General features: G+C 39.1%; 19 protein-coding genes. 12 read left to right on the forward strand and 7 right to left on the reverse strand.

Annotation, left to right across the window (positions count from 1 at the left end; translation table 11 throughout):
• Positions 1–112: 112 nt before the first annotated feature.
• Positions 113–1,453: a diguanylate cyclase gene (locus tag BQ7314_RS13820; protein ID WP_174484277.1), complete on the reverse strand. Its 1,341-nt coding sequence runs from the start codon at positions 1,451–1,453 to the stop codon at positions 113–115.
• 172 nt (positions 1,454–1,625) lie between these two features.
• Positions 1,626–2,018, reverse strand: a complete 393-nt coding sequence (locus BQ7314_RS13825; protein ID WP_174484278.1) for a group II truncated hemoglobin — start codon at positions 2,016–2,018, stop codon at positions 1,626–1,628.
• Between the two features lie 241 nt (positions 2,019–2,259).
• Between BQ7314_RS13825 and BQ7314_RS13830 the strand changes: the two genes are divergently transcribed.
• The 3 genes from BQ7314_RS13830 (at position 2,260) to BQ7314_RS13840 (ending at position 6,844) form a co-directional block, all read left to right on the forward strand.
• Positions 2,260–3,957 carry an NAD-dependent malic enzyme gene (locus BQ7314_RS13830; protein ID WP_245395007.1) on the forward strand — a complete coding sequence of 566 codons (1,698 nt, stop codon included), beginning with the start codon at positions 2,260–2,262 and terminating at the stop codon, positions 3,955–3,957.
• Positions 3,958–4,071: 114 nt separating this feature from the next.
• A complete protein-coding gene (locus BQ7314_RS13835; RefSeq protein WP_174484279.1) occupies positions 4,072–4,809 on the forward strand; it encodes a dienelactone hydrolase family protein in 738 nt (245 codons plus the stop codon).
• Positions 4,810–5,092: 283 nt separating this feature from the next.
• Positions 5,093–6,844 (forward strand): ABC-ATPase domain-containing protein, encoded by a 1,752-nt coding sequence (locus tag BQ7314_RS13840; protein WP_174484280.1) that lies wholly within the window; start codon positions 5,093–5,095, stop codon positions 6,842–6,844.
• Positions 6,845–6,945: 101 nt separating this feature from the next.
• On the opposite strand, the gene BQ7314_RS13845 is transcribed toward BQ7314_RS13840, so the two are convergent.
• The gene (locus BQ7314_RS13845; RefSeq protein ID WP_174484281.1) at positions 6,946–7,386 is read right to left on the reverse strand and encodes a single-stranded DNA-binding protein; all 441 of its coding nucleotides are present in this window, start codon (positions 7,384–7,386) and stop codon (positions 6,946–6,948) included.
• Positions 7,387–7,561: 175 nt separating this feature from the next.
• Here BQ7314_RS13845 and BQ7314_RS13850 point away from each other — a divergent pair, with 175 nt between their 5' ends.
• From BQ7314_RS13850 to BQ7314_RS13860, 3 genes are read left to right on the forward strand one after another with little or no spacing between them, the layout of a single operon-like run.
• The gene (locus tag BQ7314_RS13850) at positions 7,562–8,026 is read left to right on the forward strand and encodes a YehS family protein (RefSeq protein WP_174484282.1); all 465 of its coding nucleotides are present in this window, start codon (positions 7,562–7,564) and stop codon (positions 8,024–8,026) included.
• Between the two features lie 35 nt (positions 8,027–8,061).
• The gene (locus BQ7314_RS13855) at positions 8,062–8,694 is read left to right on the forward strand and encodes an HvfX family Cu-binding RiPP maturation protein (RefSeq protein ID WP_174484283.1); all 633 of its coding nucleotides are present in this window, start codon (positions 8,062–8,064) and stop codon (positions 8,692–8,694) included.
• Between the two features lies 1 nt (position 8,695).
• Positions 8,696–9,394 carry a TIGR04283 family arsenosugar biosynthesis glycosyltransferase gene (locus BQ7314_RS13860; RefSeq protein ID WP_174484284.1) on the forward strand — a complete coding sequence of 233 codons (699 nt, stop codon included), beginning with the start codon at positions 8,696–8,698 and terminating at the stop codon, positions 9,392–9,394.
• An 84-nt stretch (positions 9,395–9,478) separates the two neighbouring features.
• Here BQ7314_RS13860 and mnmA read toward each other — a convergent pair whose 3' ends face one another.
• Together mnmA and BQ7314_RS13870 are read right to left on the reverse strand one after the other, a co-directional pair.
• On the reverse strand, positions 9,479–10,570 hold the full coding sequence (mnmA, locus tag BQ7314_RS13865; protein WP_174484285.1) for a tRNA 2-thiouridine(34) synthase MnmA: 1,092 nt from the start codon (positions 10,568–10,570) through the stop codon (positions 9,479–9,481).
• Entirely contained in the window at positions 10,570–11,025 is a 456-nt protein-coding gene (locus tag BQ7314_RS13870; RefSeq protein WP_174484286.1) for an NUDIX hydrolase, read from the reverse strand. Before BQ7314_RS13870 ends, mnmA begins: the two co-directional genes overlap by 1 nt.
• 134 nt (positions 11,026–11,159) lie before the next feature.
• Here BQ7314_RS13870 and clpS point away from each other — a divergent pair, with 134 nt between their 5' ends.
• Both clpS and clpA read left to right on the forward strand, forming a co-directional pair.
• On the forward strand, positions 11,160–11,483 hold the full coding sequence (clpS, locus tag BQ7314_RS13875) for an ATP-dependent Clp protease adapter ClpS (RefSeq protein ID WP_174484287.1): 324 nt from the start codon (positions 11,160–11,162) through the stop codon (positions 11,481–11,483).
• A gap of 12 nt (positions 11,484–11,495) precedes the next feature.
• Positions 11,496–13,757 carry an ATP-dependent Clp protease ATP-binding subunit ClpA gene (clpA, locus tag BQ7314_RS13880; protein ID WP_174484288.1) on the forward strand — a complete coding sequence of 754 codons (2,262 nt, stop codon included), beginning with the start codon at positions 11,496–11,498 and terminating at the stop codon, positions 13,755–13,757.
• A gap of 27 nt (positions 13,758–13,784) precedes the next feature.
• Here clpA and infA read toward each other — a convergent pair whose 3' ends face one another.
• Both infA and BQ7314_RS13890 read right to left on the reverse strand, forming a co-directional pair.
• Positions 13,785–14,003, reverse strand: coding sequence for a translation initiation factor IF-1 (infA, locus tag BQ7314_RS13885; protein ID WP_174484289.1), 219 nt, complete (start codon positions 14,001–14,003; stop codon positions 13,785–13,787).
• A 128-nt stretch (positions 14,004–14,131) separates the two neighbouring features.
• The gene (locus BQ7314_RS13890; protein ID WP_174484290.1) at positions 14,132–16,384 is read right to left on the reverse strand and encodes an Rne/Rng family ribonuclease; all 2,253 of its coding nucleotides are present in this window, start codon (positions 16,382–16,384) and stop codon (positions 14,132–14,134) included.
• A gap of 668 nt (positions 16,385–17,052) precedes the next feature.
• On the opposite strand from BQ7314_RS13890, the gene rluC reads away from it, so the two are divergent.
• The 4 genes from rluC to BQ7314_RS13910 all read left to right on the forward strand — a co-directional run bounded on the left by rluC (position 17,053) and on the right by BQ7314_RS13910 (position 20,812).
• Positions 17,053–18,006 (forward strand): 23S rRNA pseudouridine(955/2504/2580) synthase RluC, encoded by a 954-nt coding sequence (gene rluC, locus BQ7314_RS13895; protein WP_174484291.1) that lies wholly within the window; start codon positions 17,053–17,055, stop codon positions 18,004–18,006.
• A 97-nt stretch (positions 18,007–18,103) separates the two neighbouring features.
• Positions 18,104–19,087 carry a S49 family peptidase gene (locus BQ7314_RS13900; protein WP_174484292.1) on the forward strand — a complete coding sequence of 328 codons (984 nt, stop codon included), beginning with the start codon at positions 18,104–18,106 and terminating at the stop codon, positions 19,085–19,087.
• A 106-nt stretch (positions 19,088–19,193) separates the two neighbouring features.
• On the forward strand, positions 19,194–19,955 hold the full coding sequence (locus BQ7314_RS13905) for a MotA/TolQ/ExbB proton channel family protein (RefSeq protein ID WP_174484293.1): 762 nt from the start codon (positions 19,194–19,196) through the stop codon (positions 19,953–19,955).
• A gap of 2 nt (positions 19,956–19,957) precedes the next feature.
• Positions 19,958–20,812, forward strand: coding sequence for a MotB family protein (locus BQ7314_RS13910; RefSeq protein WP_174484294.1), 855 nt, complete (start codon positions 19,958–19,960; stop codon positions 20,810–20,812).
• Positions 20,813–20,815: the final 3 nt, after the last annotated feature.

The following is a 20,815-nucleotide window of genomic DNA, read 5'->3' on the forward strand; positions in this document are numbered from 1 at the left end:
GCGGTATATGCTCTTGCATAGCCGCTTTATTTTGATATGGACTCATAAGTGCCTCCGAAATTAATTGAAGGGCTTAGTCTGCCATGTTTTATATTGGTTTAGAATGTGTACTTTAATTGACGCTTACTGTTATATGGCCATATTGGTCATTGATAACTTTAAAATAGTCAATATCTAATACCATAATGGATAGGTTTTGTTGATAGCGTTCGGCATTATGCCAAATAGTAGCTGCAGCTTCATTAAATGCACGTCGATTATATAACTTAGTTAAAGGATCAATACGTGACAGTTTTTCTGCTTGTAACTTACCTTGTTGCAATAAGCGAAATTGCTCAGCCAAAGCAATAGACAGTAATATGGCATCGATTACGGTACCCATTTCTATAGCTCTAAATGTGAGCTCTGAATAAGGGATTATTCCTAAAACTGCCATAGCCGTGACTGATGCACCAGAAAGCGTAGCAACTGAAGCAAAGAGAAAATATTTTACTTCACGCTTATCAGAATTTAGACTTAAGAGCGCTAAACTTAAAGTGGAGACTGAGAAAAATATAACAAAAGTAACAGTTAAAATGACGCTTTCAGCTTGCATATCAAGAAGTATAAAAATACCCAGCATGATAGTTAGAGCAATACTGATAGTTGCAATGAGAGTGAAAATACGTGGAAATAAATGACGAGTTTGTAAAAAAGATAAGGCAAAAATAATTCCAGTAATGGAATAAAGCATGGTGCAAACCGGATTTGTCCAATGTTGCCACCAGGTATTATTTGGCCAGAATAACCAAAATCCATGGCCTGTATAACCAATGTTATCAACTAAGAACATCGTGAGATAAATGACATAATATAAATACCGCTCTCGTTTTATATTGAAATACAATATAAAGTTATACAGTAGTAAGGCAATAATAATTCCATAGATTAACCCATAGCTGTAGCCATACATTAAATCTTGTGTGGCAGAGTCACTAAGGCTACCGAAAAAAAGGGGTACAACCATAGGGTCAGGGGTTTCGATACGGATGAAAACCTGACTATTTCCTGACGGATAGCTATAATCAAAAGCAAAGAAACGGTGATTAATTGGGCGGGTTGAGAAAGGGAACTGATCGCCAGCTTGCTGTTGATTAATTAACTTTCCCTTATTGAGGATATAGAGATCAATTAAATCTAGCCAAGAGTTTTCTATGATGAGGCGACGCAATAAGTCATTTTGTGTTGGGTTGTTTATTGTAAATGTAATCCAATGAGCAGGGCTACCATTACCAAGGCTTAAAACAGGTGTATTTGATACAGAAAAAAGACCTTGAGCATAGGTTTCTTGGGCTTTATCTAGGGAAAGTTGAGGTCCTTTTTCTGCATATATAGCAGTGAATTTACCTATTGCGCTATAGGTTTTTTGCGCTGAAATCGTTTGTCTATTATCGGCATGAACAGTAATATTCATAAATAGACTTATGAATATGAGCAGAATTAATAATATCTGGCGATAAAGCATATATGCGTCATGATGGTTGCTGAGTCTATTTTAATAAATGAGAGGAGAGAGTGCTGCAATATAAGTTAGTTATTACATGGTATTCTTCACTCTTTTGTCAACGCCTACTAAAGCAGCCTAGTCAGTCGGTATTAATCATATGTGTCGCAAGATCTTGTAGTGCTTGTTTGATATTTTTTCTTAATTCATCTGGCATGCTTACTTCATATAATGCTTTATTCATGCATAGCATCCATTCCTTGCTACCTTGTTCTGTGACTTTGAAAGGAAAGTGCCGTTGCTTAAGGCGAGGGTGACCATATTCTTGGGCAAATAAATCAGGCCCTCCTAACCAACCAGATAAGAATTTGAATAGTTTAGATTTAGCTGATGATAAATCAGCTTGATGCAGGGACCTAACTTCACTTGCTTCGGGCAAGGTATCCATATAAAAATAAAATCGATCGACTAAGCTTAAAATAGCGGGTTCGCCGCCCATTAAAGAATAAGGCGTTACTGGTTCTGGTTGTGTCATGTGTGGTTATTTTTTTTGTAATAGATAAATAAAGGGAGGTACAAACTATTATTTTATGGCTTTCAGCATCTAGGTTTCAAGTTTAAAGCGAATTTATCATATAATTGATAGTAATTTACTCTTATTGGGTATCCCGATAAACAACGTGGAGAGTGATTTTTCTATGTTCACACTACACGGTTTACTGTACTCATTTGCTCAATGCTAGTCGCAAACATTTAATAATAAAATAACTAACCTGATGGCAATAACTAAAAAACGTCCTTTACATACCACCTATGCAAATTTTGTGTTATTGGAAATTTCAATACTCAATAAAGGTACTGCATTTACAGCAAGAGAACGGCAAGAATTTGAATTGGATGGCTTTTTACCGGCGGTTATTGAAACGATTGATGAGCAGGAAAGGCGGGTGTATTACCAGATATCTCAGTTGCACAATGACCTTAATAAGCATATTTTTTTGCGCAATATTCAAGATATTAATGAAACACTATATTATAACTTACTAACGAAGCATCTTGAAGAGATGCTGCCCATTATTTATACCCCAACGGTGGGTTTAGCTTGCCAGAAATTTTCTCAAATTTATCGGCGTAAAAGAGGTTTATTTGTCTCATATCCTGACCGTGACAAGATCGCTGTGATGCTCAAAAACATGGATAAAAGAAATGTTAAAGTTATAGTGGTGACCGATAGCGAGCGTATTCTTGGTTTAGGTGACCAAGGGATTGGTGGCATGAGCATACCTATTGGTAAGTTAGCTATTTATTCTAGTTGTGGGGGGATTAGTCCTGCCTATACTTTGCCTATTACCTTAGATGTAGGCACTAATAATCAAGCGTTATTGGATGACCCTATGTATATGGGGTGGCGCCATAAACGGATTGTTGGTGATGATTATTATAATTTTGTCGATGAGTTTATTCAGCAGGTCACTACTCGCTGGCCAGGTGTTTTGGTGCAATTTGAAGACTTTGCTCAGGCTCATGCTACGCCATTATTAAAAAAATATGCACAGAAAATTCGTTGTTTTAATGATGATATTCAAGGCACAGCATCTGTTACGGTAGGGACTTTGTTGGCAGCTTGTCATGCTAATCATAGTGAACTTAAAAATCATCGTATTGTTTTTATTGGTGGTGGTTCCGCAGGCTGTGGCATTGCAACCCAAATTGTCGCGCATATGGTTAAAGAAGGGTTAACTGAAGCGCAGGCACTCAGTCGTATTTACTTATTTACTCACCAGGGCTTATTGACTGCTGAAATGGATCATTTGCTCGATTTTCAGAGAAAATTTGCGCGTGACCCTAATGAAGTGACTGATTGGAGTGGCGCAGGTGAAGCAATAGGTTTATTAAGTTTAGTGCGCGAGAGTAAACCAACGATATTAATTGGTGTTTCTGGGCAAGCAGGTTTAATGACTGAGGAAGTTATTAAAGCGATGTATGCTAATTGTCGGAAACCTATTGTATTGCCATTATCCAATCCAACCTCTCATGCTGAAGCTTTTCCTGAAGATATTATACGTTGGACTGAAGGTAATGCGATTGTTGCGACGGGGAGCCCTTTTAAGCCTGTTGACTTTGAAGGGGTACATTATGTTATAGCTCAATGTAACAATAGTTATATTTTTCCTGGTGTAGGTTTAGGGGTGATTGCTAGCCAAGCAAAGCATGTTACGGAAAATATGTTTATGGCTGCCAGCAGCGCTTTAGCCAAAAGCTCGCCTTTAGTTAAGGGAACGGGAGATACTTTGTTACCCGCTTTAAGCCAAATAAGAGAGGTCAGTCTCTCTATTGCTTTAGCAGTAGGCTTGCAGGCTATGGAAGATGGTGTAGCTGAAGTAATTTCAGCGCAAGAGTTACAAGTAAAGATTAAAGATAATTTCTGGGAGCCTCAATACCGAGATTATCGTCGTAAGTTCTGTGATAAGTAGCGCTTTAAAAAGAACAAGTATTAAGCCGTGCAAGCGACATGTATCGTTGTACAATATCCTTGGTTTTTATAACCTTTCTATCAACACGTTAAAAGTGAATTAAGAGATCTTATCATGAACATACAAAGCCATATTGCCGACCTTAATACCCCGACTGGGGTGATGCGTACTTATATTCATCGTCCTGTAGGGGCAGGCAAATATCCCGCAATTTTATTTTATTCAGAAATATTTCAGCAAACCGGCCCTATTGAACGTGCGGCGCAAATAATGGCTAGTCACGGTTATGCCGTATTAGTGCCTGAGGTATTTCATGAGCTTAACCCTATTGGTACAGTGTTAGGTTATGACGATGCTGGCCGCGAGAAAGGCAATGCGGATAAAATGGCTAAAGATGTGCAAGGTTACGATACTGATAATGCTGCGCTTATTGATTTTGTTAAACAACAAGATTGGTGCAACGGCAATATAGGTGCGATGGGATTTTGTATTGGCGGTCACTTGGCATTTCGTGCCGCATTACAGCCAGAAGTAAAAGGCACGGCTTGTTTTTATGCAACTGATTTACACACACATGTTATTCCTAATAAGCCTGGGCAACACAGCATGGAACGTTTGAATGATATTACCGGTGAGTTGCAGATGATTTGGGGTAAGCAAGATTCACATATTCCAACGGCCGGGCGTGCTGAAATTTATCAAAAACTCAATGAAACAGACCTGACCTTTACTTGGCATGAATTCAATGCACAACATGCGTTTATGCGTGATGAAGGTGAGCGCTATGACGCACAAACTGCAATGTTAGGCTATCAGTTGGCATTAAATTTGTTTAGCAGAACATTGCGTTAGTGCTTGAAAAACAACTAGGATATTAAAAGCATAAAAATCCTAGGCCAGCGCGAGAATTCGATCATAGCTGGATCTGACTTTCTTTTAGGCTTCACCGGCTATTTTGAGAGAGTTAGGAATGCACTTTTATAAAACCGCAACTTTAGTTGATGCAGCACTGCCAGCTCTTTTAGGGCTGACAGTGCTGATGGGGTTATTAGATTTTTATTTTTAAGTAACTCTACTGAAACGATTTTATAAATGATTCCTTAGCTCAAATCTAGGCTTTATTTAGGAAAGGGGAATGTATAAATTAAAAAAATTAATTGATTCGCTTGCTAATAAACCTTACTCCCAAATACAGCAATTAACGGGTAATTTTCAGTTTTCACGATATCAGTTTCAATTCCTTAAAATACAAGGAAGTCCTGGAGCAAACCCAGCCTCAATTGCTAGCCTTAAGATTGACATGGGAGTAAGCGAGCTACCTCCAGAGTTTTTAAGTTCTGTGTATTGTCGTGTAGCCGTTGCTGATTTTTTGATCCGCAGATTTAAACGAGGTATTGATAAATTTGCTCAACAGAACAGGGGTAAAGAGGGCAGTGGTTCCTTTTATACCATTGAACTCAGTCAGAAAATGTTGGAACGCGATAGTGTATTATTTTCTGAGCGGGACATCGAGCTACGTTTTATTTTTAGTTTACCCGGAAAAGGGAGAGGGGGCGGCCTGTTTGATGGACAGCAAGCATGGCTAATGTTTACCCAAGAGTTAGCGCTAATCGTTGATTATTCTTTGTATTATAAAGACTATAGTCCGGCAACAAAAAAACAACTCGCTGAATATTTAGAGGTGCAAATTAACCGACAGGCGATAAAAGACTATATGTTGCATAAAGGTTATATTGTTTTTATTGCTAATGGCGCACACTTACCTAGGCGCAGTGGTATTGATGATAGGCCAGCAGAGAAGGGTGCAATAATATGTTTTCAATCCCCTAAAACTCTACTCGTCGATATTCCTTTGGCAAATCATTGTAGTATTCAAGGGATGGCGCTTAAAGCTGGGGTAACATGCATTACTGGTGGTGGCTATCATGGTAAATCTACCCTACTACAGGCAATATTGGCGGGTGTATATGCCCATATACCGGGTGATGGAAGGGAATATATAGTGACCCGAGATGATGCGGTTTTTATTCGTGCTGAAGAAGGCCGAAGCATTCAGCATGTTGATATTAGTCCTTTTATAGGCTTGTTACCCAATGGTATAAATACTCAGCAGTTTTCTTCTGAAAATGCCAGTGGCAGTACGTCACAAGCGGCAAGTATAGTTGAGTCATTAGAGTTTGGCTCACGGTTATTGTTATTTGATGAGGACACTTGCGCCAGTAATTTTTTATTTAGAGACTCTCTTATAGAGAAGGTGCTGGGTTCTGCCAATGAACCGATTAAGCCACTTTACTCCGTCGTCCGTTCAATGTGGCAACAGCATGGCATTTCCATGATATTTGTCGTAGGGGGCTTAGGTAGTTTTTTACAAAAAGCAGATACTTGTTTGTTGATGGATAATTACCAGTGTAAAGATATAAGTACTAAAGTAAGGAGGGTGCTAGGAGAGATAGCTGGTGAAAGTACAGAGCCTTTACATTTTTCAGCACCTAGGCAGCTAATGGCAGATAATTTTCCCCCCGCCTATATCAATTACCGGCTAAAAAAAGAAGTGCCTATACGTATCAAGCCACTACGCAACGCTCCCAAGCAGTTAGAATATGGACTGGACTTAATCAACCTAGAGGCGTTACCGCAGATTGTTGAAGCACCGCAAATACTGAGTGTCGGTTATTGTTTATTACGCATTCGATATGCACTGCAAAACAGTGCAGATAAAGCACAAACAATGAATGATTGCTTGCGCTGGCTATACCAAAAGTTAGATCAGCAAGGCTTGTCTTTTTTGCAGCCTGAATATCCTGGTAACTTATCTATGCCAAGAAAGCAGGAAGTCGCCGCTGCAATTAATCGAATCAGGTCGTTGAAGGTTATAATAAATGACTGACACCGCTGCGCTGGAAGCGAAAATTTGTTAGCTATGCAATAATCGGATTTTTACTGCCACCTAAGAGATTGTTATTTTTGTTTATGTAAATTTATGACCGGTTAAAACGGGACATCATCATAATTATCATTTTGTGCATAGCTAGGTTGTGCTTGTTGTTGAGGGTTGGTAGCAGCAGCTGGTTGATGGTAGTTTTGTTGTGGCTGTGCGACTTGGGCTGGTTCTGTGCGTTTACCACCAATAAGATCCAGAACATTGGCATTTAGTTCTAAGCTAGTTTTAGTTGTGCCATCTTGTGCTTGGTATTCGTTTTGAGATAACTCACCTGAAACAAAAACTTGTTGGCCTTTTTTTAAGTAACTAGGGAATGAACCTTCTGCACGTCGTCCCCATAAGGCAACTCTAATCCAAATTGTTTGTTGTCTATCACCAAAACCAACATTGTTTGCTACAGTTACATTTAATACTGTTTGTCCGCTTGGGGTTGATCTTACTTCAGCATCTCTACCAATAGTACCGGTGAAGCTAAAAACATTACTCATGGGTTTTATTCCTGTTGATTTATTATTTGGATGAAAATATTTGTGCGAATTATACACTGTAATAGAGGGAAGGATGGAGTATCTATTTTTAGCTTTTTAACGGGAGCCTTTCCTTAAAAAATCTCCGCTAAAGTAGCTATTATGATATAACAAATATTTAATTTAGAGCTTACTTATGACTAATAATGATATTTTACGCCGTCTTCGTTACACTTTCGATTTTGATGATTTTAAAATGATGGCTATTTTTGCCTTGGCTGATTATGAGGTAACGCGAGAGCAAGTGGTTAACTGGCTTAAAAAAGATGATGACCCTGCTTATAAGGCTTGTAAAGATGAGCAAATGGCAACTTTTCTAAATGGTTTGATTAATGAGAAGCGTGGAAAAAGAGACGGTGTGCAGCCTGAAATAGAAAAAAAGCTGACAAATAATATTATTTTTAGAAAGTTAAAGATAGCTTTAGATCTTAAAGATGAAGATATACTGCAGTTGATGGCATTGGCTGATTTCTCAATGAGTAAGCATGAGTTGAGTGCCTTTTTTCGTAAGCCGGGACATAAAAATTACCGTGAATGCAAAGATCAGATTTTGCGTAATTTTTTACAAGGAGTACAACTGAAATATCGCTCTGAGGCTTAAAGCTAGTATTTACTCTTTATTTGTGAATAAAAGAAATGATTAATTTTTTAAATAAATTACATGATTACCTGAATTTAACGCGAGCATTCGATTTTTTAGGACCTTTGGCAATGAGGTTGTATTTATTTCCCATTATGTGGATGGCAGGTATGCATAAGTATACTGGCTTTGAGAGTACAGTTGCCTGGTTTGGTAATGCTGAATGGGGTTTAGGTTTACCTTTTCCTACCCTTATGGCTGGATTAGTAACCGGAACTGAGCTTGTTGGTGCTGTATTTTTATTGCTTGGTTTTGCTGTGCGTTGGGTTTCTATCCCTTTATTTATTATCATGATTGTTGCTGCCTATACTGTACACTTACCCAATGGTTGGTTGGCTGTTTCTGAAGGGAGTGGCTTTTTTGCTACAGATAGGACAATAGCTGCCGTAGAGCGACTAAGTCGAGCGAAGGAGATTCTTCAGCAGTATGGTGATTATGATTGGCTTACAGAGCAGGGTAGTTTTGTGGTTTTAAATAATGGTGTCGAATTTGCTGTTACTTATGCGATTATGTTGTTAATGCTGTTTTTTGTAGGTGGTGGTCGTTATTTGAGTTTGGATTATTGGATTGCTAAAAAATTTCGTAGTCAAGCCTTTACCTATAAAACAAGCGTCTATAGTCGGTTTTAAAGTGTATAAATATAGTATTATCATTCCTACTTTAAATGAAGCGTCTTGCATAAATGAGTGCCTACTTGCATTGCAGGCATTAAGGCCAGAGTGCCAATTGATTGTTACTGATGCTGGAAGTACCGACCAAACGAGGGAAATTGCTTTGCCGTTGGTTGATATATTTATTACAGCACCTAAAGGTCGAGCAGTACAAATGAATGCGGGTGCGCAAAAGGCATCGGCTGAGGTGTTGCTTTTTTTGCATGCAGATACTTTTTTGCCTAGAAATGCTCTGGGTTTTATTCAGCATGCCCTCAATAATGGAGCGCAGTGGGGGCGCTTTGATATGCAACTAGTGGGTAAGCATTTTATGCTTAAGGTGGTGGCAACAATGATGAATTGGCGTTCACGCTTAACGGGAATAGCGACAGGAGACCAAGTAATTTTTGTCAGGCGTGCAGCTTTTCGAAAGGTTGCTTGTTTTCCTGAAATTGCATTAATGGAAGATGTTGCCATCAGTAAACGCTTAAAAAAAATATCCAAAGGTTATTGTTTGACGGCTCAGGTACAAAGTTCTGGGCGCAGGTGGGAAGACTTTGGTGTGTGGCGCACGATAGTATTGATGTGGAGTTTACGTTTGCGCTATTTTTTGGGTACTGAGCCAGATACTTTGGCTCAATTATACCGGCAGGGTAAAATTTTTAACAAGACGCTTTGATTTTCAAATGTGTGGCTTCAGGCTTGTTAATAATTAATAGTCGTGTCAAAAGTGGGGTGAAGCCACATCCCATGCTGTTTGTTTTTAAACATTGTATTTAGTTTCAATAATCCCCCCGCCGAAACAAACGTCTTTATTATAAAATACTACTGATTGCCCAGGCGTAATTGCACGCTGTTGTTGAGCAAAAATAACTTTTACCCTATTTTCTGGGAGCGGAATAACTTTGCAGGCTTGATCCGCTTGTCGATAGCGTGTTTTGGCTGTGCATTCAATTATTTCAGTTAAGGGCTGATTACTGCACCAATCCAGTTGATTAGCTTCTAGTGTGTTATGCAGCATTAAAGGGTGATCATGTCCTTGACCTACAATTAAAATATTATTTTCCAAGTCTTTATCTAAGACATACCATGGTTCATCGGGGGCATTCTTAACACCGCCTATGCCTAAGCCTTGGCGCTGGCCGAAGGTGTAATACATTAAGCCTGAGTGTTGCGCTATGTACTGTCCTTCTGGTGTGCGCATTTCTCCGGGTTGGGTCGGTAAATAGCGTTGTAAAAATTCTTTAAATTTACGTTCGCCTATAAAACAAATGCCCGTGCTGTCTTTTTTCTGATGATTGGCGAATCCGTATTTTTCTGCTAATTTTCTGATTTCAGTTTTATGTAAATGACCAATAGGAAATAAAGTTTTGGCTAGCGCTTTTTGGCCTAAAGTATATAAAAAATAGCTTTGTTCTTTGCTTGGGTCTAGCCCTTTTAGTAGGTAAAATTCACCGTTTTTTTCACTAACGCGAGCATAGTGACCAGTAGCAATATATTCAGCGCCTAGGTCTTCTGTTGCATAGTTCAAGAAGGCTTTAAATTTTACGTGTTTATTGCATAAAATATCGGGGTTAGGTGTACGGCCTACAGCAAATTCAGATAAAAAAACTTCAAAAACCTCATCCCAATATTCGCTGGCAAAGTTTACCGTTTTTAGCTCTATACCAAGGGTGTCGCAAACTTGTTGGGCATCGGCTTGATCTTCTAAGGCGGTACATTCTTCTGTGCCATCATCTTCGTCCCAATTTTTCATAAAAACACCAGTCACTCGGTGACCTTGTTCTAATAATAGCGCGGCAGTGACAGATGAGTCGACGCCACCGGACATGCCGACGATGATATTTTTGCTCATTATTCTAAATCTAAAAAAGTTGTTAATAAGGTGAGGGGGTAATGCTCACCTGCTAAGTATTGGTCTATCGTAGTTAATACTAAAGGACTACGCAATTGGGATTTATGGTCTACAATTTCATTATAAGTTAACCAGTGAGTGCGGATAATACCTTCATCTAAAGCTTGCTCAGGCTTATGGTTGTAACAGTGGCCAACAAAACAAACGCGCATGAAACTAGGAAAATCAGGATTTTTACGCCATAGTTGGATACTGGTAAGGTATTCGGGTATAAATTGCCAAGCAGTTTCTTCATTAACTTCACGTTTTACAGCGTCTATTAAGCTTTCACTGGGTTCTAAGTGTCCAGCGGGTTGGTTGAATGCTATGCCGGTGGGTGTTTTTTCCTCAACTAATAGAAAACGTTGATCTTGTTCGATAATAGCTGCGACGGTGACATGCGGTTTCCAAACCATTGTTTATCCACTTAGTTTAAAAAAAGGGCTGTAGTCTAACTGATTTAAGGCTATTATACTTTATTAGTGATTGAATTTGAGGATTTGACCTCAAGATTAAGTATGATTAATTTAAATTGAAAGTGTAAATAGAAATGAGTGACTTTGATCCATCCATAGATAATGATGATGCTTTGGCTGTTCAGGAGGCTGCGCCTAAATTAAAAAGGCCGCCATTATATAAAGTAGTTTTATTGAATGATGACTTTACGCCGATGGATTTTGTGATTGAAGTCCTAGTTGATTTTTTTGCTATGTCAGAAGAGCAGGCCACGCAGGTTATGTTGCATGTGCATACTCAGGGCGTAGGCATTTGTGGTGTATTTTCGCGCGATGTTGCGGAAACTAAAGTGGAATTGGTAAATACCTATTCTCGTGAGCATCAACACCCTTTATTGTGTGCGATGGAAGAAGCGTAAGGAGCTTATAGTATGTTAAGTAAAGATCTTGAAGTAACATTGAATTTGGCATTTGTTTCTGCGCATGAGCAACGACACGAATTTATTACTGTTGAGCACTTGCTATTAGCCTTATTGGATAATGCAACGGCCGCTCAAGTTTTGGCTATATGTTCTTGTGATATTTCTCTGCTACGCAGTGAATTAACGCAATTTATAGATGAAACGATTAGCTTGCTAAGTGAGGAGGGGCGGCGCGAAACTCAGCCAACTCTTGGTTTTCAGCGAGTTTTGCAGCGGGCAGTTTTTCATGCTCAGGCATCGGATAAAAAGGAAGTTGATGGTGCTAATTTATTGGTCGCGTTATTTAGCGAGCAAGATTCACATGCTGTGTATTTATTAAATAAACAAGATATACAGCGCCTAGATGTAGTTAATTACTTATCGCATGGCTTATCTAGCAATGATAAGGCTGCAGAAGAAAAAGTCGGTGCTGCTAGTGCGGTAGAGCAGGAGGCAGTTGAAAGCCCGTTAGATAAATATACAACGAATCTCAATCAAGAAGCTTTAGCGGGTAAAATTGATCCTTTAATTGGCCGTGAAAGTGAGTTAGAGCGAACTATTCAAGTTTTATGTCGTCGCCGTAAAAATAATCCTTTATTAGTGGGTGAGGCAGGTGTTGGTAAAACAGCGATTGCTGAAGGCCTAGCTAAGAAAATTATTGAGGAGGATGTGCCTGATGTTTTACAGGACTGTATTATTTATTCTTTAGATTTAGGCGCTTTAGTTGCAGGTACAAAATACCGTGGTGATTTTGAAAAGCGGCTTAAAGCTTTGATGAATCAGTTGAAAAATGAAGAGAGTTCGATTTTATTTATTGATGAAATTCATACTATTATTGGGGCGGGTTCGGCGTCAGGTGGGGTGATGGATGCATCTAATTTAATTAAACCTGCTTTAGCTTCTGGTAGTTTACGGTGTATTGGTTCAACGACTTATCAAGAGTATCGGGGAATTTTTGAAAAGGATCACGCTTTAGCGAGGCGCTTTCAGAAAGTTGATGTTATAGAGCCAACAATTGATGAAACCTATTTAATTTTAAAAGGTTTAAAGGGCCGCTTTGAAGAGCACCATGAGCTTAAATATAGTTTAGAAGGGTTGCGTGTGGCGGCGGAATTATCAGCACGTCATATTACTGATCGATTTTTACCTGATAAAGCGATTGATGTGATTGATGAAGCGGGTGCTAGACAGCGTATGATGCCGGAAGGTGAGCGTAAGTCACTGATTGATGTGCATGAAGTTGAGGATATTGTCGCTAAAATAGCTAGAATTCCTGCTAAATCTGTTTCTAGTAATGATCAAGATAAATTAAAAAGTCTTGAGAAAAATTTAAAAATGTTAGTGTTTGGTCAGGATGAGGCGATTTCTGCTTTATCATCAGCAATTAAGCTTTCTCGTGCAGGCCTACGTGACACCAGTAAAACCATTGGTTCTTTCTTATTTTCTGGGCCTACAGGTGTAGGAAAAACTGAAGTAACAAAGCAGTTGGCTAAGTTATTAGGCGTTGAATTGATTCGTTTTGATATGTCGGAATATATGGAGAGTCATACGGTTTCGCGTTTAATTGGTGCTCCTCCTGGTTATGTTGGTTACGATCAAGGAGGTTTGCTGACGGAGCAAGTTACTAAGCATCCTCATGCTGTTCTGTTGTTAGATGAATTGGAAAAAGCGCACCCTGACGTGTTTAATTTACTTTTACAAGTAATGGATCATGGCACGTTAACGGATAATAATGGGCGTAAAGCCGATTTTAGAAATATTATTTTGGTGATGACCACGAATGCGGGGGCTGAGGAAGGAAGTCGCGCTTCTATAGGCTTTACTCAGCAGGAGCATTCTAGTGATAGTATGCGCGTGGTGGAAAAGACTTTTTCACCAGAATTTAGGAATCGGTTGGATAGTATTATTCAGTTCAAGCCACTTGATATTGCTGTTGTGGGTAGTGTAGTGGATAAGTTTATCTTTGAGCTGGAAACGTTATTATTAGAGAAAAATGTAACTTTCAGTTTAGATCCAGAAGCCAGGCTCTGGTTAGCAGAGAACGGTTGTGACCCTAAAATGGGAGCACGGCCGATGGCTAGATTGATTCAGGAAAAAATCAAAAAGCCTCTGGCGAATGATTTATTATTTGGTAAACTGGAACGAGGCGGTCATGTTCATGTTATTGTTCAGGACAAAGAGTTAGCGTTCACTATTGAAAGCAAAGAACTTAGTATCTCAGAAAAAAATTAATTTTTTTTGGTTGCGCTAACTTTTTGGTTAGCGCATACGGAATGTAATACGACCTTTAGTTAAGTCGTAAGGTGTCATTTCTACTTTAACTTTATCGCCTGTCAAAATGCGAATGTAATGTTTGCGCATTTTTCCAGAAATATGTGCAGTAATAACATGTCCGTTTTCTAGTTCTACTCTAAACATTGTATTGGGAAGGGTATCGATAATCGTACCATCCATTTCAATTTGGTCTTCTTTTGCCATTTGTATTATGTACTCTAAAATATGTAATAAATTTCTTCATCATAGCAGATAAGTTTTATTGGGACTAGATATAAGAATAAAAAAGGGCATATAGGGGGAATTCTCTTTATGCCCTTTTCACTTAAATTCTAGTCTTTTTCTTTTACTGTTTCTACAATTGTACTAACTTCTTTACTGGGTGTGCTACTTTCTTTTTTCTCTGTTGGCGCAGGAACTGCTATTTCTGTTTTATTGGTTGTTATATTTTTTTGATAATCAGCGGCGTAAGACTGGGTGTTGGTGTTGCGCTTTTCCTGTGTAACTGGCTCGCTCTGGGTGAGATTTTTATTCTCAGTAGAGTTGTTAGATTTACCCGTATTAGATTGTGTTCCTTCAGTTTTCTCTCTTGGTTTTCTGTTGTGGTTCCTGCGGTTAGTTCTTTTTTGTTGATTCCTAGGTTTAGCTTCCGAGTTTGCTACACCGTTAGTTTCAATAACGGGTTCTTCTTTGCGTTCTTGAGGTTTAGTTGTAGCTGTAACGTTTGTATCGGTGCTTTTTCCCGTATTAGGTTTATTCCGGCGATCGCGGTTATTGTTTCTACTGCGATTTCTTGGGTTATTATTTCTATTTCGGTTATTTTGCGGTCTTTCGGTACGCGTTTTCTCTGTTTTTGTATCATTAGTTGATGCAGGTTGATCGGCGCTTTCTTCTTCTGCAGGGCCAACAAGTTTGTTCCAGAAGCGACTGATTAGGCTAGCTGAATTTTTCTTGTTTTGTATAGTTTGTATCGGTGGTGCAGGTGCATCGGGGAGAAATTCTTTAAGTGCAGCTTGCTCGATTTTGGGTGCTGCTTCTTTAGCGAAGTCAGGTGCTGTAATCTCTTCATGTTGAATTTGGCTGTAGCTTGTTGTTTCTGTAGAGCCGTCTTCGTCTTTCAATTTAATACGTTCTATATCATACGCAGGCGTTTCTAAGTGCTTGCTAGGTAAGATGATGATGCGTACTTTTAAGCGAGATTCAATTTGGTCAATAGAAGGACGCTTTTCATTCAATAAGAAGGTTGCACATTCAATTGGTAAATGAGCGATCACTCTATCAGTGCCACCTTTCATTGCTTCTTCTTCCAGTATTCTTAGTACTGATAAAGCAACTGATTCAACATTGCGAATCTCACCTTGGCCGTTACAGCGCGGACAAGTTAGCTGGGTTGTGTCGCCTAGCGATGGGCGCAAGCGTTGGCGTGACATTTCTAATAGACCGAAGCGTGAGATACGGCTTGTTTGTACGCGTGCACGATCAATTTTTAATGCGTCACGCATTCTGTTTTCTACAGCGCGTTGATTTTTATTGGCGAGCATGTCGATAAAATCAATAACAAATAGTCCACCTAAGTCACGTAGCCTTAATTGGCGCGCAATTTCATCGGCAGCCTCAAGGTTGGTATTAAGGGCAGTTTCTTCTATATCACTGCCTTTAGTTGAGCGTGCCGAGTTAATATCGATAGATGTTAACGCTTCGGTATGGTCAATAACAAGCTCCCCACCAGAAGGGAGGGGGACTGAGCGGCTATAAGCTGTTTCGATTTGAGATTCGATTTGATAACGATTAAAGAGCGGCACGTCATCACTATATAATTTTGCCTTATTCAGGTAGTGTGGCATGACTTGTTTTAAGAAGTTATGCACTAATTTGAATGAAGACTCCTTATCAATAAGAATTTCATCTATATCGGCGCGTAAATGGTCACGTAGAGCGCGAATAATAACGTTGCTTTCCTGAAAAATAAGAAAGGGTTTATTTTTCTCTTTAGAGGTGCGATCAATTGCTTCCCATAGCTGCAATAGGTAGTTTAAATCCCACTGCAGCTCGTCTGTACTTTTTCCGCAGCCTGCGGTACGGACAATAAGCCCCATATTTTCAGGAACTTCAAGGCCTGCCATTGCATCACGTAACTCATTGCGTGTTTCGCCTTCAATGCGACGTGAAATGCCACCGGCTTTGGGGTTGTTAGGCATGAGTACAAGGTATGTTCCAGCCAAACTGATGTAAGTCGTTAACGCAGCGCCTTTATTGCCGCGTTCTTCTTTTTCAATTTGAACGATAACTTCTTGGCCCTCTTTCAATAAGTCCTTTATTTTTTGGCGACTTAAGTTAGGGTCATCTGAATTTACAGCATTCGGTGAAACTTCTTTTAATGGTAAGAAGCCGTGTTTATCTGCTCCGTAGTTTACGAATGCAGCTTCTAAGCTAGGCTCAATACGAGTAATAATGCCTTTATAAATATTAGATTTTTTTTGTTCTTGTGAAGGGTGTTCAATGTCAAAATCATAAAGTTTTTGACCATCTACCAATGCAACACGCAGTTCTTCAGGCTGCGTTGCGTTGATAAGCATTCTTTTCATTAGTAATCCTTTTTTTGACCTTGCTAATCCGTGCGGAAGATGCGTATAAAGCTAGTTTATTATTGTTAGTATATTGGTCTACGGGTATGGGCATGAAATAATGCCCCTTGCTAAAATTATTTTTTATATTCAGTTGTTTGTAAATTGTTTTACAAGTAATTTAAAGACTTGTTACAACACAGGATATAAATTGAAAAATCAGTGTCTCAGGGGTAAATCACGCGTGCCTATACTAGATGTTTTGTTTTGCAAATAACATCTAGCTAACAACAGGCCGTTCAATCGACTGCTTGTCATGCTGTGTTGAAAACACATATTCAGGAGCTGTGCTTGTACTGCTCTACTGGTGTTTTATTACAACATTTTGTACAGTTTCGATCGAAAGGCCATGTAAACTGTCTATCGTATCGTTCAGCCTTTATCAGGTCGAATATCGCTCATCATGGGTCGAGCGAAAAAACCCAAAAATTGTTATAGCTTTGTATTGCATTGGGTAATACTAAAAATGACGTATTAGTTCTTTATTAGTTCAAATAAAGGCCCAATGCCAGCTAATCATAGGGAGTGTTTTTTATTATATTGCCTACAACTTATTAATTATAACCTGTTACAGTGGCGAATGAAATTATCTTATAGTATGCAGTTATGAATTCCACTATTATATACCGATGAAAAGAGAAGATACCTCAAATATACTTAAAGTGCAGTTTGTTGAAATTACGGAAGCTCACGAAGGGCAGCGATTAGATAACTTGTTGATGAAACTACTTAAAGGTGTGCCTAAAAGTCGAATTTATCGCATTATCCGTAAAGGTGAAGTACGCATTAATAAAGGACGCTGTGATGCTAAACGTAAATTGATTATTGGTGATATTGTGCGTATTCCACCGATCCGTGTTGCCGAAGAAAAAGAACAACTACCCGCGCCTGCGTTCCTTAAAAAGTGCTTGCAAGAGGGGATTTTATTTGAGGATAACGCTATCTTGGTTATTAATAAACCAGCGGGATTTGCTGTGCATGGTGGTTCAGGGCTTAGCACAGGAGTGATTGAAGCTTTACGTGAAATACGTCCTGAAAGTCATTTTTTGGAATTAGTACACCGTTTAGATAAAGAAACTTCAGGTTGTTTGATTATTGCCAAAAAACGTAGTGCATTACGTACCTTGCATGAGTACTTTCGTGGGAGTGGGGTTAGAAAAAATTATTTAGCATTATTGGGAGGGCGCTGGGAACAGGAGAAAGTTATTGTTGATCAGCCTTTGCTAAAAAGCACTAATCAAAGTATAGAGCGCATGGTTAAGGTTAGCGCGGCAGGTAAAGCCTCAAAGACTTTATTTAAACGACTTAGCCTTTTGCAAAATGCTACTTTAGTTGAGGCATCTCCTTTTACGGGGCGTACGCATCAAATCCGTGTTCATGCAGCATGGCTAGGACATGCTATTATTGCAGATGATCGTTATGGAGATAATGAAACTAATAAGAAATTTAAAAAACGCGGTTATAAGCGCTTGTTTTTACATGCGCAAAAATTGCAATTTGCACATCCAATAAATGGTGAGCTGTTGAAGATCATTGCACCATTACCTAGTGATTTACAAACCTTGCTAGATAATGAAAAGTAAATTTGTTTTAATTGTCTGCTAATATTTAACGGACTACTCACTTTAAGTCTAAGTGAGCCTTTTTTGTTATAAAAATTTTAACCAGGAGAAAATTCACGTGAGTGAAAACCAGTGGAATGAGCCAAGTTCAGACGTAACCGATAAAGCAAGCGGCTGGGAGCGAGAAGCAATTGAAAAACTGGCTTTTGCTGCTGTTACCGAGCAAAGACGTGCGCGGCGGTGGGGAATATTCTTTAAAAGTTTAATGTTTGTTTATCTTGCTGTTATTTTAGGTATAGGTATGTATCCGACATTCGAACAAAGCTTTGGTGAAGATAGCGATGAAGGACATACTGCTGTCATTAGTATTAATGGTGTTATTGCTGAAGGCAAGGAAGCAAATGCCGAGTCAATTATTAAATCCTTACGCAATGCGGTAAAAAATAAAGATACCAAAGGTATTATTTTGCATGTGAATAGCCCTGGGGGTAGCCCAGTACAATCATCTTATGTTTATGATGAAATTCGCAAAATCAAATCTAATCATCCTGATTTACCTATTTATGCAGTGGCTTCTGATATTTGCGCGTCAGGGTGTTATTTTATTATTTCTGCTGCCGATAAGATATTTGTCAATCCATCCAGTTTAATTGGTTCAATTGGCGTTATTATGGATGGCTTCGGCTTTGTGGGTACTATGAAGATGCTAGGTGTGGAGCGTAGGCTCGTTACTGCTGGTGCACATAAAGCTTTAATGGACCCTTTTTCTCCTGCCAAAGGAGAAGAGAAAAAATATATGGAAGGCCTTTTAGCGCAGGTACATCAACAGTTTATTACTGCTGTAAGGAATGGTCGCGGTGACCGACTAAAGGAAAATGAGGAGACTTTCTCAGGGCTAGTCTGGACTGGAGAGCAGGGAGTTAAAATTGGTCTAGCCGATGATTTTGGTACTGATGATAGCGTGGCAACGGATATTATTGGCGCTAAAAAACGTGTTGATTTTACTATTCAAGAGCGTTTAATTGATCGTTTGGCTGGAAAAATGGGCGCTTCATTTGCGCATTCATTGCGTAGTCTAGGACAGCAAATTACGCTGCAATAAATTGTTGTCATTAATATGTTAACTAGAATCGTTATGCTCTATAGGTTTATAGAGCATAACTTTATACATGATTTTTAATTAGTATGTAGTAGTACGAGGATTTTTAGTGGATATTGCTTCCTTAGTTGGGTTTTTATTAGGTGTTGGGATTATCATTGCGGCTATTGCTACCGGTGGTGATGTCATGCTGTTTGTTAATGTGCCATCACTACTGATTGTTATAGGTGGAACTTTGGGTGTGAGCCTAATGCGTATTCCCTTGGCAGATTTTATCCGCTCTTTTGGTGTCCTAGGTAAAGCCTTTTTAAATAAAAAAGAAGACCCAGTTGCACTTATTGAAGATGCAGTGCGTTTAGCTGATGTGGCTAGAAAAAATGGTTTACTTGCCTTGGAAGGCGAAGAAATTGCTAATCCTTTTATGAAAAAAGGCATAGGCTTTTGTGTGGATGGCCATGATCCTGCCTTTGTTAGAAAAATGCTACAGCAAGATATTGATCAAATGGTTAGCCGTAATGAAACCGGGCAAGATATGTGGAAAGGGGTGGGAGATTTAGCGCCTGCTATGGGTATGATTGGTACCTTAGTAGGTTTAGTGCAAATGCTTGCTAATATGTCAGACCCAGCAAGTATTGGTCCGGCAATGGCGGTTGCGCTATTAACGACTCTATATGGTGCTATGGTTGCTAACTGCTTTGCTTTACCTATGGTGGATAAATTAGCTTATGTTTTATTATATGAACGTACTAATAAAGAACTTATTTTAGAAACAATTTCTGGCATACAAGAAGGGATGAACCCTAAAGTGCTTGAAACTTTGTTAAATTCTTATATTTCTGAGAAAAAACGTAAGGTTGAAGGTGGAGATTAACGATGGCTGATTGTCCTAAATGTCCTCCTGCTGGAGCGCCGCTTTGGCTAGCAACCTTTGCTGATCTAATGTCCTTATTGATGTGTTTCTTTGTTTTATTGCTATCTTTTGCAACGATGGATGCCAAAAAATTTAAAGCAACGGCTGAATCATTAGAAAACGCATTTGGTGTACAGCGAGATATTGAAGCGGCTGAGATTCCAATGGGAACAAGCATTATTGCTCAGCACTTTTCTCCTGCATCAACCAATCCAACTTTGCTAGAAGAGGTTAAACAATCCACTTCCCAGTCTTCAACTAGCTTGGATGTTTCTTTGGAAGAGAAAGAAAAAATAAAGCAAGAAATTATGGAGCAAGCTTTAGACAATACGCAGGCGGAAGCAAAAAAAATAGAAGAGAGGTTAAAAGATGATATTAATAAAGGCCTTGTTTCAGTTGAAACGCAGGGCTTGAAAATTATTATTCGTATTAATGAGAAAGGCTCTTTTGGGTCCGGCTCCGCTATTTTGAAATCTGGATTTGAGCCAGTTATGAACAGGATTACAGAATCCGTTATTTCAGCCAAAGGTAAAGTTTTAGTTGCTGGGCATACCGATGATATTCCTATTTCGACTGATTGGTACCGCTCCAACTGGGAGTTATCAGCAGGGCGTTCAGTGAGTGTTGCTGAGTTTATGTTAAAAAATAAAAAGCTCGACCCGAAACGAATTATTATCGAAGGGCATGCCGATACACAACCTTTAGTACCTAATACTTCAAGTGCAAATAGAGCAAAAAATCGGCGTGTAGAAGTTATTCTAGTACAAGATGATCCCACGCTTGAATTTGATAAAACCCAGACACACGCGCAAGAATAATAA

This window comes from methanotrophic endosymbiont of Bathymodiolus puteoserpentis (Logatchev) (genome assembly GCF_900128525.1).
Taxonomy (GTDB): Bacteria; Pseudomonadota; Gammaproteobacteria; order Methylococcales; family Methylomonadaceae; genus Methyloprofundus.